General features: G+C 65.0%; 13 protein-coding genes and 1 tRNA gene. 8 read left to right on the top strand and 6 right to left on the bottom strand.

The genetic code is table 11. From position 1 onward, the window contains the following. Nucleotides 1-91: 91 nt before the first annotated feature. Nucleotides 92-661 (bottom strand): dCTP deaminase, encoded by a 570-nt coding sequence (gene dcd, locus G6N46_RS16100; RefSeq protein ID WP_133428252.1) that lies wholly within the window; start codon nucleotides 659-661, stop codon nucleotides 92-94. A gap of 47 nt (nucleotides 662-708) precedes the next feature. Between dcd and G6N46_RS16105 the strand changes: the two genes are divergently transcribed. Further along, a tRNA-Gly gene (locus tag G6N46_RS16105) sits at nucleotides 709-782 on the top strand. 85 nt (nucleotides 783-867) lie between these two features. Here the strand turns inward: G6N46_RS16105 and G6N46_RS16110 are convergent. Further along, on the bottom strand, nucleotides 868-1,239 hold the full coding sequence (locus tag G6N46_RS16110; RefSeq protein WP_234880503.1) for a DUF732 domain-containing protein: 372 nt from the start codon (nucleotides 1,237-1,239) through the stop codon (nucleotides 868-870). A gap of 377 nt (nucleotides 1,240-1,616) precedes the next feature. Here G6N46_RS16110 and G6N46_RS16115 point away from each other — a divergent pair, with 377 nt between their 5' ends. Genes G6N46_RS16115 through G6N46_RS16125 form a run of 3 tightly spaced genes read left to right on the top strand, consistent with a single transcriptional unit; the run spans nucleotide 1,617 to nucleotide 4,636 of the window. Then, nucleotides 1,617-2,411, top strand: a complete 795-nt coding sequence (locus G6N46_RS16115) for an NHL repeat-containing protein (RefSeq protein ID WP_138247768.1) — start codon at nucleotides 1,617-1,619, stop codon at nucleotides 2,409-2,411. Continuing rightward, nucleotides 2,408-3,112, top strand: a complete 705-nt coding sequence (locus G6N46_RS16120) for an esterase (protein WP_138247767.1) — start codon at nucleotides 2,408-2,410, stop codon at nucleotides 3,110-3,112. Before G6N46_RS16115 ends, G6N46_RS16120 begins: the two co-directional genes overlap by 4 nt. Nucleotides 3,113-3,172: 60 nt before the next feature. Beyond that, nucleotides 3,173-4,636 carry a bifunctional phosphatase PAP2/diacylglycerol kinase family protein gene (locus G6N46_RS16125; protein ID WP_138247766.1) on the top strand — a complete coding sequence of 488 codons (1,464 nt, stop codon included), beginning with the start codon at nucleotides 3,173-3,175 and terminating at the stop codon, nucleotides 4,634-4,636. Here the strand turns inward: G6N46_RS16125 and G6N46_RS16130 are convergent. Both G6N46_RS16130 and G6N46_RS16135 read right to left on the bottom strand, forming a co-directional pair. Continuing rightward, a complete protein-coding gene (locus G6N46_RS16130) occupies nucleotides 4,633-6,366 on the bottom strand; it encodes an acyl-CoA dehydrogenase family protein (protein ID WP_138247765.1) in 1,734 nt (577 codons plus the stop codon). The genes G6N46_RS16125 and G6N46_RS16130 overlap by 4 nt on opposite strands. A 73-nt stretch (nucleotides 6,367-6,439) precedes the next feature. Further along, a complete protein-coding gene (locus tag G6N46_RS16135; protein ID WP_138247764.1) occupies nucleotides 6,440-7,612 on the bottom strand; it encodes an aromatic ring-hydroxylating oxygenase subunit alpha in 1,173 nt (390 codons plus the stop codon). Between the two features lie 111 nt (nucleotides 7,613-7,723). On the opposite strand from G6N46_RS16135, the gene G6N46_RS16140 reads away from it, so the two are divergent. Together G6N46_RS16140 and G6N46_RS16145 are read left to right on the top strand one after the other, a co-directional pair. After that, nucleotides 7,724-8,344, top strand: coding sequence for a TetR/AcrR family transcriptional regulator (locus G6N46_RS16140; RefSeq protein ID WP_138247763.1), 621 nt, complete (start codon nucleotides 7,724-7,726; stop codon nucleotides 8,342-8,344). Nucleotides 8,345-8,417: 73 nt separating this feature from the next. Beyond that, on the top strand, nucleotides 8,418-8,963 hold the full coding sequence (locus G6N46_RS16145) for a pyridoxamine 5'-phosphate oxidase family protein (protein WP_138247762.1): 546 nt from the start codon (nucleotides 8,418-8,420) through the stop codon (nucleotides 8,961-8,963). A gap of 1 nt (nucleotide 8,964) precedes the next feature. On the opposite strand, the gene G6N46_RS16150 is transcribed toward G6N46_RS16145, so the two are convergent. Together G6N46_RS16150 and G6N46_RS16155 are read right to left on the bottom strand one after the other, a co-directional pair. Continuing rightward, nucleotides 8,965-9,414 (bottom strand): cupin domain-containing protein, encoded by a 450-nt coding sequence (locus tag G6N46_RS16150; protein ID WP_138247761.1) that lies wholly within the window; start codon nucleotides 9,412-9,414, stop codon nucleotides 8,965-8,967. 44 nt (nucleotides 9,415-9,458) lie between these two features. Continuing rightward, nucleotides 9,459-9,707: an Rv2628 protein family gene (locus tag G6N46_RS16155; protein ID WP_138247760.1), complete on the bottom strand. Its 249-nt coding sequence runs from the start codon at nucleotides 9,705-9,707 to the stop codon at nucleotides 9,459-9,461. A gap of 63 nt (nucleotides 9,708-9,770) precedes the next feature. Between G6N46_RS16155 and G6N46_RS16160 the strand changes: the two genes are divergently transcribed. Next, on the top strand, nucleotides 9,771-10,328 hold the full coding sequence (locus tag G6N46_RS16160) for a sugar O-acetyltransferase (protein ID WP_138247759.1): 558 nt from the start codon (nucleotides 9,771-9,773) through the stop codon (nucleotides 10,326-10,328). A gap of 71 nt (nucleotides 10,329-10,399) precedes the next feature. Next, a complete protein-coding gene (locus G6N46_RS16165) occupies nucleotides 10,400-10,663 on the top strand; it encodes a hypothetical protein (RefSeq protein ID WP_138247758.1) in 264 nt (87 codons plus the stop codon). Nucleotides 10,664-10,700: the final 37 nt, after the last annotated feature.

Raw genomic sequence — 10,700 nt, forward strand, 5'->3', positions numbered from 1 at the left:
AGCACGGCCTCAGTGGCGAGTCTGCGTTGACTGCGAACCTAGGCAGTCCGCTACCCGCAAAAGTTCTGCGTCAGTTCGCAGTCAACGGGGCTCAGGGCTTGACGAAGTTGAGGTACGACCGGGACGGCGTCGGCCCACGCTGGCCCTGGTACTTGGAGCCGACCTTGTCGCTGCCGTAGGGGTGCTCGGCCGGGCTGGTCAGGCGGAGCAGGCACAGCTGGCCGATCTTCATGCCGGGCCAGAGGGTGATCGGCAGGTTGGCGACGTTCGACAGCTCCAGCGTGATGTGCCCGGAGAAGCCTGGGTCGATGAAGCCCGCGGTCGAGTGTGTCAGCAGGCCCAAGCGGCCCAGTGATGACTTGCCTTCCAACCGACCCGCCAGATCGTGTGGGAGCGTGCAGGTTTCGAGTGTCGAGCCCAGCACGAACTCGCCGGGATGCAGGACGAAGGGTTCGCCTTCGGCGGGCTCGACCAGAGTCGTCAGCTCGTCCTGCTGCTGCGCCGGGTCGATGTGCGTGTAGCGAGTGTTGTTGAAGACCCGGAACAGGCTGTCCAGCCGGACGTCGACACTGGAGGGCTGCACCATCGAGTCATCGAACGGGTCGATGCCGAGACGTCCAGCAGCGATTTCAGCCCGAAGATCGCGATCTGAGAGGAGCACGTGGGGAGCCTATCGGCAGGCTTGATATCCTGCGTCAGCACCACCGTGCCGATGTAGTTCAATGGCAGAACATCAGCTTCCCAAGCTGAATACGCGGGTTCGATTCCCGTCATCGGCTCCAGCTCTACCAACCTCGATGCCGTTCGCGTCTGTTCGACGATGACGCCGGGCACCCACTGCGTCCAACTGAGCAACCAGCCGACCGGTCAGTGATCAGGGCCGACGACCGTCGCACCGTTGGCCATCTGGTGTACGAAGCGTGGGCAATACGACTGTGCCGCAACGACGGTGATGACGAGGCCGGCCTGCTGGTCGATGCCTGAGTTGGAGGCGGCCAGGTTGTGGCTGATGTCGGCGGGCTCCATCCCGCCGGCCAGCGCATCGCACACGTGATGCGCGACGGTGATCGCCGGTTGTGTGCTTCCGAAGCCGATGCCCTGGTGGGCCAGCGCGGCGAGGAACTGGTCGTCCGCTGGCGCCGCATTGGCCGCGCCGGCGGCAAGGACCGAGACCAAGCCGACCGCTCCTGGGGTGAGGGCGGCGCGGACGGCGGTCTTGTTGATTCGCGTGTTGATCATCTGACGTGAGCACTTTCCGTGGATAGGTATCTGGAACGGGCTCAGCATTCGGGGACGCGCTTGGCGGATCCTTGGCAGCGATCGTGCGGCGGAAGGTGCGAACGCCGGGTATGCGCGTGTTCATCGCAAGAAGCGCCTGCCATGTCCATCGCGCGGTGTTCCCAAGAATCCGCCAAGGCAATCACCCCAACCTTGACCCGAGATGTTCGCTGAACCAAGGACAACCATGGACTTTTCGATCTCCACGCAGACGCTGGGCGCGAGCTGATGAGGCGACTGATCGGCACGCTGTTGGTGGTCGTCGCCGGCATCACCGGATGCAGTCACGCGTCCGCTCCGGCGCCTGAACCGGCGCCCCTGGCGGCACCCCCCAGTCGGTGCTCCCATTCACGGGGCTCAACGGACCCTACGACGTCGCGGTCGACGCGGCGGGCAACGTCTTCGTCTCCGACATCGCAGCCGGGAGGAACGGAGCCAATCGGGTGATCGAGCTGCCTGCCGGCTCGAGTACGCAAAAGGTGCTGCCGTTCACGCGCGCGACCGTGATGACCGATCCGTCCGGGCAGGTGTGGGTCATCGACGGCGGACAGAGCCCGAGCCATCTGGTGAAGCTCGCGCACGATGGCGAGCAGCAGACCGTGCTGCCAGTGCCCGATCTCGGTCGCGCCTACCGAGGCGTGATTCGGGCTGTCGACGCCGCGGGCGGCCTCTACGGCATGATCGGCAGCGGAGAGTCCTCGGGCGGCGGATGCTGTCTGGCGGTTCAGGTGGCCAAACAAGCGCCGGGATCAAAAACCCCCGAGGCATTGCCTTTCCAGCACATGAGCTTCGCCGCCGGGATGACCGTCGACGCCGCCGGCAACCTGTACGTCGGAGACGGCGGCGGCAAGCGCGTCCTGAAGCTGGCACCAGGGGCGAGCAGTCCGGCTGAGCTGCCGTTCCATGCACCCCGCAGCGTCATCAACATCGCGGTCGATGCGAAAGGCGCGGTGTATCTCGTTGACGGACAACAGAATCAAATCCTGAAGCTGGATCCGGGATCGAATACACCAAGGGTGCTGCCGTTCACCGGACTCAAACGCCCCGTCAGCGTGGCCGTTGGCGCAACAGGCACGGTGTACGTCGTCGACGACGGCAACCGCCGCATCGTCAAACTCGAGGGAGTCCGATGACCAAGCGAAAGTTGTTGCCTGCGCTCATCAATGCAACTGCCCTGATCGGCGCGCTGGTCTTCAGCGTTCCCGCCGTGGCGCACCCCGGGACACCTGGATGTGCAGATCTCGGTGGGATGGTCGGAGCGGAGCACACCTGCCATATCCATACCGAAACCTCCACGTACACAATCGACATCGGTTATCCGCTCGACTACCCCGACCAGCAGGCACTGACCGATTTTGTGACGCACGACAGGGATCAGTTCGTGGACTTCATGGCGCAAGCCCGGCCGCGGGATTATCCCTACGGACATGGATTGACTCCGCACGCATACCGGTCGGGAGCTTCGACGTCCGGTACCCAAAGCGTCGTCTTCGACGTGCACGACGACACCGGCGCCCACCCCGTGACCGGATTCAAGGCGTTCAACTACGACCTGAGCGCACGTACCGCGATCACGCTCGCCACGCTGTTCAAACGGGGCGCCGACCCGGTCGCCACACTGGATCCGATCGTCCAGCGCTACATGAACAAGCGTCGCCAGAGCACCTTGGAACCGCCGCCGCACAACACGCTGGGGGCCGAGGTGTATCAGAACTTCGCGATCACCGACGACGCGATCATCTTCTTCATCGGCAAGGGCATGTGGCTCCCCGAAGTCGACGGGCCGCAGCGTGTGCGTGTATCGCGCTCCGAACTCGCGGCCGTACTGGCCTGATCACAGAGTCATCGGCTCCACGAAGGTTGAATCTCTGTCACAACGGATACTTTGAACGCCATGGACGTGCGCGCGATCGGCAAGGGCCTGGGAACGTTGGACCGCGAGGTCTTCGAGGCAGTCGCCGAATCACCGAGCCCTCTGCTGGACAGCGTGATGCCCCGGCTGACCAGGGCCGCTGACCACTCCAAGCTGTGGTTCGCCATCGCGGTCGCCATGGGCGCGGTCGGCAGCGCATCGGCCAGGCGCGGCGCCACGCGCGGCGTCGTCAGCCTCGCGGTGACCAGCCTGGTGACCAACCAGGTGGCCAAGCGCATCTGGCGGCGGCCGCGACCGGACCACAGCCGGATACCGCTCCCGCGCCGCAGCCGACGCATGCCGACGTCACACTCGATGCCGTCCGGGCACTCCGCAAGCGCCGCCGCCTTCGCCGTGGGTGTCGGCCTCGAGTCTGCGCCGGCCGGTTTTCCGTTGGCCCTGCTGGCGGGCCTGGTCGGGCTGTCGCGGGTCGCCACCGGGGCGCACTATCCGGGTGACGTGTTCGCCGGGTTCGGCATCGGCGCCGCGATCGCGGTGCTGGGTGCCCGCATCGTCCCGACCATCCCCGCCACCGCGCTGCCGACGTCGGATCCATTGCGGTTCCGCACCGAGCCCCGGCCGGAAGGCGAGGGTGTGGCACTGGTGATCAACCCGCGTTCCGGTGACGGGACGGGCAAGCGGATCCTCGAAGAGGCCCGAAAAGCGCTGCCACGTATGGAGATCATCGAGGTCGGTGAAGACGACGACATCAAGACGGTGTTGCGGCAGACGGCCGAACGCACCGACGTGCTCGCGGTCGGTGGCGGCGACGGCACCGTCGCCTGCGCTGCCGGTGTCGCCGTCGAGGCAGGCGTCCCGCTCGCGGTGTTCCCCGGCGGCACGTTCAACCACTTCGCCAAGGACATCGGTTGCGACTCGGTGGCCCGGACGGTCGAGGCGATCACCAAAGGCTCTGCGGCGTATGTCGATCTGGTGTGCCTCAATGAGGAACGCATGGTGATCAACACCGCCAGCATCGGCGCATACCCGAACTACGTGCGGATGCGCGAGAAGCTCGAACGCCGGATGGGCAAGCAATTGGCGGGGCTCTGCGCGCTGTATCTGACCATGCGCCGGGAAGCTCCGGTGCGAATCAGCTACGACGACAAGACACTTGAGACCGAGCTCTTCTTTCTGGGCAACTCGACGTACTTCCCGTCCGGGTTCGCCCCGTCGGTGCGGCCGCGTCTCGACGACGGCCTGATCGATGTGCGGATCCTGGAAACCGGGCGACGCTTCAGCCGGCTCCGCATCGCGATGGCCGTCGCGACGGGTCGGCTGGTCCGCAGCCCGCTGTACCACGAGTTGCAGGTGCCGGAGTTCCGCTTCACCTCTATCGACGGCCCGACCACGGTCGCCCATGACGGCGAGGTCGGCGAGGCGCTCAGCGAGGCCAGCTTCAGCGTGAAGTACCGCGCGCTGCCGGTGTTTCGTCCGCTGCCCTAGGGTCGCATCTCGTAGGCCCCGTCGTAGGCCGCCACCTGTTCCCAGACCCGATCGAAACGACCCACATCGGCGACGGGCTTGCGGATGGCAGACAACGCCCACTCCTGTTGCGCCACCGTCGAACTCGGCTTGCCGTGCAACGCAACCGCATACGACGAGAAGTCGCGGATCTGGAAGTCGAAGATCTGATCCAGCAGGTCGTGGTCGAGGCCGGTCAGTTCGGCCTGCTCCAGGATCAGCTGCCCGTAGACGACCAGCGTGAACAGGTGCCCGACGACCAGGACGAAGTCGAGGTCGCGCTGTTGGTCGGCATCGGGTGCCGCGGTCAGCAGCAGGTCCTTGAACGCCTGCACCTGCTCGTAGAAGCGGGCCACATTCGGGACCTCGAGGTGCCGCTCGTAGACCGGCGCCCAATCCGCGAACTGCACCTTCGACGCGCCGCGCGCGGGTCCCTGTGCCCAGAAGAAGACGTCGTCGGCAGCGTCGTCGCGGGTACCGATCTCCGGATAGCTCGCCGGGTTGAACATGTAGTTCGGCATGAACTTCAGGATCTGCGCGACGTTCACGTGCACCGTGCCCTCGAGCCGGGGCAGGGCGCCGATCAGGCGGTTGACCTCGTTGAAATAGGTGTTCTTCTCGAATCCCTTGGCGGCCAGCACATCCCACAGCAGGGTGATGACCCGCTCGCCCTCGGACGTGACCTTCGACTTGGTGACGGGGTTGAACAGCAGGTACCGGCGATCCTCGATGCCGGCACTGCGGAAGTAGTCGATGGCGCGATCGCTGAACAGCTTCATCGCGATCAGCCGGGCGTAGACGTCGACGAATGACGCACGCACATGCGGGAAGTCGGTGACGGGGTTGCCGTAGAGGATGCGGTTGTTCGCGTGCGTGATCGCCTCGTAGAACGCGTGCTCGCACATCCCGATCGAGCCGCTGCACAGGTTGAACTTGCCGACGTTGACGGTGTTGAGCGCCGCCGAGAACGCCTCCGGCCCGGTGCACAGGATGTCCTCCTCGTGCACGGGATAGTCGTTGAGACGGAACGTGCTGACGAACATCTGGCCGTGCACGACGTTGTCGATCAGTTCGTAGTTCTCGTGACCACTGTCCGCGACGAACCACACGTAGCCCTCGGGCCCGTCGACGTCGGTGCGGCGCGAGAACACCGACACCATGCCCGCCACGTTGCCATTGCCGATGTAGTACTTCTCGCCTGAGGCCCGGAACACCACGCCCTCGTCGGACGTCGGCGTCAGCAGCATGTCGGTGTTGTAGATGTCGGCGCCGTGCTCGCGTTCGGACAACGCGAATGCCATGACGCCGCCCGCCTCGAGTTGGGCGGCGGCCCGTTCCTTGGCCTTGATGTTGTCGCTCTGCCAGATGGGGCCGAGGCCGAGGATGGTGACCTGTTCGGCGTACCAGTACGCGAGCCCGTAGAACCCCAGGATCTCGCTCAGCACGGCATTGCGTGAGGTGTCCCAGCGCTTGTTCGAGTCACCGTCGGCGAACTCGGACGGCGTCAGGAACGTCGCGAAAACGCGCTCCCTCTTGATGAATTCGAGAAAGTCGGCGACCCACGTTGCATCCAGGTCGTCGCGCAGCAAGCGCACTTTGCCACGATCCTCGAACCACTCGATCAACGCCCGCAGCTGACGCCGCGTCTCAGGATCGAGGTGCTGAGGGTCGAAGTCGTTCGGGTTGAGCAGCAGGCCACGAGAGTTCGGCATGGGCACCTTCTTCGGTCCGGATTTGGCACGAATCTAGCGCTCGGAAGCCCGCAGGACGGCGGATTGCGCGTACTCATCCGAGCGCCACACCGAGCTCCTCTGCGAACACTCTGATCATGTGCTGCACACCAATCTCGTTGCGGCCGATGATCATGTGGTCGTGCTGACCACGCCTGACGCCTTCCCCACACTGAGGCAACATGGCGAAGTCCTCGTCGACGACAGCAGCGTGGACGTTGTCGTACACCTGGTCGTAGACCGCGCGCATCTCGTCGTCGGTGGCCGGCACCCGGCCCATCCAACTGTGCCGCACCGAGCATCGCGTCGGTTCGCCGGCCGGCAGGATGTCGATGATCTCCACGCCGATCGGGCTGTTCGCCAGGATGAGGTTGGGATAGATCCAGTAGATGACGCCCATGTTCTGGTGCGGGTCCCACGATCCGGTCGGGTCGTCGGCAAGATTGGCGACCCAGTTGAAGGGAAAGCCGATGCGATGGTGCTTGCCATACTCGTCGTAAACCCCGGTGTTGGGCAGGGTGTTCTGTCCAATCACGCTCTCGCCGTGAACAAATGGGAAGTGATACCCCTCGGCGAACGCTTCCAGGGCGCCCTTCCACGACACCTGGGACTGGAATTCTTTCTCCGTGTGATAGCCATACGAGGCATAGTTCATCAGCTCGAGCTCCGGCCCGATCGGCCCGAGATGACCATCGACGTCGACGTCGGCGCCGGCCGTCAGCACGGCCCAGATGAAGCCATGCCGCTCCTGGCTTGGCAGCTCGACCAGTCCATAGTCGGCCTTGTTCATCGAATCGAACCCAGACTTGCCGGGAACGGTGAACAGTTCGCCGGTGTTCTTGTAGCTCCACGCGTGGTACGGGCACGTGAACCGGGCGGCGTTACCGGCCCCGCAGGCCGGCTTCGCGCCGCGGTGACGGCAGTAGTTGAGGAACACGTGACTGGCGCCGTCACGATCGCGGGTCACCAGTAGCGAGTCACCCAACACCGAGCGCACGACGTAGTCGTTGACATGGGGAATCTGGGCCGACGGCACGATCGCAAGAGGCACGCGGCGCAGCACCTGCGACTCCTCGATCTCCGTGATCTTCGGATCGCGGTAGTAGTGCAACGGCACCCGCAGCTCACGGTCGGCCATATCGGTCGTCTTGTCGACCGCGTGACGCAAGGCGCGCCTGGTCAGTTGCTCGTCCTGATTGCTGACCGGTCCTTCGGCGATCGCCGTCATGGCTGACCTCATTTCTCGTTCGGGAATCTTCGGACCATACATTAGATGTCATATGTATGGTCAAGAGTTGGCGGCGTTCGCAGAACGACAGCGGGATGGAAGTATGCGGTGATGCGCAGACACGGCTGGTCTGGTGACATCCCCGTCGACGACGAGGAGGCGGTTCGCCGCATTGTCAGCGCGGCGCGCTCATCGATCGACGTGCGAGGCTCGGTGACCGTGTCCGATGTGGCCACTGAACTCGGGATCACCCGGCAGACCGTGTATCGCTACTTCCCCACCCTCGACGCACTGATGGCCGGCACCGCGTTATCAGCAGTCGTAGACTTTCTCGACCGTTTGGCCGACGACCTGCAATCGATCACCGATCCCTCCGAGGCCGTGATCGAAGGCATCGCCTACACGTTGGAACAACTGCCCAACGATCGCTATCTGAGCTTGGTCATGCACCCCGGCAGGGCGAGTGCCTTCGCCGCCGGCGTCACCTCAGAAACGTCGATCTCGTTCGGTCGATCAATCCTCGAGCGTTTCCAGGTCGATTGGCGCGCAGCCGGTTTCAGTGGCCGGCAACTCGACGAGCTCGTCGAGTTCATGCTCCGCACACTGCAGTCGTTCATCCTGGATCCCGGCGGCCCGGAGCGGCACGGCCAAGAGTTGCGAGCCTTTCTCCGGCGCTGGGTCGCGCCGGCAGTCCGGATCCATCACGACGCAGCCACCCACACAGCTCCGTAGCCGAGGACTCCGTGCCGTCCCGCCATCTGAAACTCGCTCGCCCCTGGCCTCTCCGCCGTGCAAGCATGCCCACATGGCCAAGCAGTTCCCGGAGATAAACGACCGGTTCCGCACGTTCATCGCCGCGCAGAGCATGTACTTCGTGGCGACGGCGGCGCGCGACGGCCGGGTGAACCTCTCGCCGAAGGGTTTGGACTCGCTCCGCGTCCTCGGGCCACATCGGGTGGCCTGGCTGAACCTGACCGGCAGCGGCAATGAGACGTCGGCGCATCTGCTCGACAACCCGCGGATGACGTTGATGTTCTGCTCGTTCGATCGCGAGCCGATGATCCTGCGCCTGTACGGCACCGCCCGCGAGGTCGCACCCGGCGACGCGGACTGGGACGAGCTCTACAGCCAGTTCCCGCCCCACATCAGTTCTCGTCAGATCTATGACGTGAGCGTGGATATCGTCCAGACCTCATGCGGCTTCGGCGTGCCCCTCATGTCGGTCGAGTCCGAGCGCGTCCTGCTCGACACCTGGGCCGAGAAGAAGGGGCCCGAGGGCGTCGCCGAATACTGGCAGCAGAAGAACCTGTCGAGCATCGACGGGGCACCGACGAAGCTGGGGTTGGGCTGATTCAGCCCGCGCAGGCGTCGGGGGCATCGACCCGCAACGGCACATCGACGGGCACCGTATAGGTGACGACGACTTCGGCGGCCCCGGCGCTGTCGTTGGCAACCCGGTGCGGCACTCCGGCGGGAATGAAAACCGCTTGGCCACTGCCGAATTCGGTCCCCGCGCAGTCGTCGGCGGTTTGCAGTACGACACCACCGGTGTTGATCGCCGAATACTCGGTCCCGGGGTGGGTGTGCCAGCCACTGCTCGCGCCCGGGGCCAGTTTCAATCCCTGCACGATCAGCGTCGATGGCGCTCCACCGGTGACGATCTCGACCGGGACCGCAGTGTCGCCGCGCGCCAGGTCGGTCCGCACGACGTCACCCTCGGGCGGCGTCGCCGCCGCGACGGGCGCCGACAACATCGCCAAGCCGAGTGCGGCGCAGGCATTCCCAATGCGCAACTTTGTCATTCACCCACTGTGCGCGATGCCGGAGAACCGCGTGCCGATTTCCGCTAAGCGACCATGACATCGACCGACAGCCGATCCCCGAGGGCGTAGACAGTCGGCCAGTCCTGACTCTGGGCAGCCGATTCCAGCGCATCGATCAGCGGGCTCTCCACACCCAGTTCGGCCAGCCACGACGACACGGTGGCGGCGATCTGCTCCCCGGGCACCTCTTCGGCACGCCGGCCGTGCAGACGATCGACCACCACGAAGGTCGGCGCGACGGGGCGCCGGCGGCGGAAGTCGATGATGCTCATATCAATTGAACGAATCGGCCGTCAAAAAGGTTCACGCGGCCGGGCGCGCCTAACGTGGCAACCATGGCTCGTTCAATGCGCGACCGCATGCTCGCTGGTGACCTGTACCTCGCCGATGACCCCGAACTGATCCGCGAATCGAGGCGCGCGCAGCAGCTCACCCACCGCATCAACACGCTCGATCCCACCGACACCGAGGAACGAAATCGGCTCCTTCACGAGCTCCTGGGCACTTTTGGCGACGGCAGTGAGATCCGCCCGCCGCTGCAGTGCGACTACGGCTACCAAACCACCATCGGCGCCCGCACTTTCGCCAATTTCGGCCTCATCCTGCTCGACGTCGCACGCATCAGCATCGGGGACGACGTCCAGATCGGACCCAACGTGCAACTGCTGACGGCCACCCATCCGCTGGAGCCGGGACCCCGCCGAGACAAGTGGGAAGCGGCCGAGCCGATCACGATCGGCGACAACGTGTGGCTGGGCGGCGGCGTCATCGTGTGCCCCGGCGTCACCATCGGCGCGGACACCGTGGTGGGTGCCGGTTCGGTCGTCACGCGCGATCTGCCGCCGCGCGTGCTCGCCGTCGGCACCCCGGCTCGAGTGATCCGCGCGCTCTAGGAGACACGATTCGAAGCCAAACTAACCAATTGGCCTCGCAGCCAATTGACCGTCGTGTAAATATGATCGGCGTGACTGAAGATGCCGATGCGGCACAGGCTCGAGCGCTGCGCGCGGAGCTGCGCAGGCATGCGTGGGACCTCGCATCCCGACTGTCGAGGGTTGAGTCGCTGCCCGATGCGACGGCATGGTCGGAGCGGGCGCGGTCCATGCGGCGGCGCGCCCGAGACCTGCGACGCGACCTCGATGAGGCCAGGTTCCTGATCGATCAATTGCACGCCAGGTTCCCGAGCATCGACGCGGCGGGCACATCGGCCGACGCGCCAAGTTATTGAGAACCCTCATTGACAATTGCTCCCCAGATGGTTAACA

The organism is Mycolicibacterium phocaicum, assembly GCF_010731115.1.
Lineage (GTDB): Bacteria > Actinomycetota > Actinomycetes > Mycobacteriales > Mycobacteriaceae > Mycobacterium > Mycobacterium phocaicum.

Coding starts and splice junctions, on each gene's coding strand:
- G6N46_RS16110 (WP_234880503.1), bottom strand. CDS start 1,239: ATGATCAACACGCGAATCAACAAGACCGCCGTCCGCGCCGCCCTCACC.
- G6N46_RS16135 (WP_138247764.1), bottom strand. CDS start 7,612: ATGACGGCGATCGCCGAAGGACCGGTCAGCAATCAGGACGAGCAACTG.
- G6N46_RS16145 (WP_138247762.1), top strand. CDS start 8,418: ATGGCCAAGCAGTTCCCGGAGATAAACGACCGGTTCCGCACGTTCATC.
- G6N46_RS16120 (WP_138247767.1), top strand. CDS start 2,408: ATGACCAAGCGAAAGTTGTTGCCTGCGCTCATCAATGCAACTGCCCTG.
- G6N46_RS16125 (WP_138247766.1), top strand. CDS start 3,173: ATGGACGTGCGCGCGATCGGCAAGGGCCTGGGAACGTTGGACCGCGAG.
- G6N46_RS16155 (WP_138247760.1), bottom strand. CDS start 9,707: ATGAGCATCATCGACTTCCGCCGCCGGCGCCCCGTCGCGCCGACCTTC.
- G6N46_RS16130 (WP_138247765.1), bottom strand. CDS start 6,366: ATGCCGAACTCTCGTGGCCTGCTGCTCAACCCGAACGACTTCGACCCT.
- G6N46_RS16140 (WP_138247763.1), top strand. CDS start 7,724: ATGCGCAGACACGGCTGGTCTGGTGACATCCCCGTCGACGACGAGGAG.
- G6N46_RS16160 (WP_138247759.1), top strand. CDS start 9,771: ATGGCTCGTTCAATGCGCGACCGCATGCTCGCTGGTGACCTGTACCTC.
- G6N46_RS16150 (WP_138247761.1), bottom strand. CDS start 9,414: ATGACAAAGTTGCGCATTGGGAATGCCTGCGCCGCACTCGGCTTGGCG.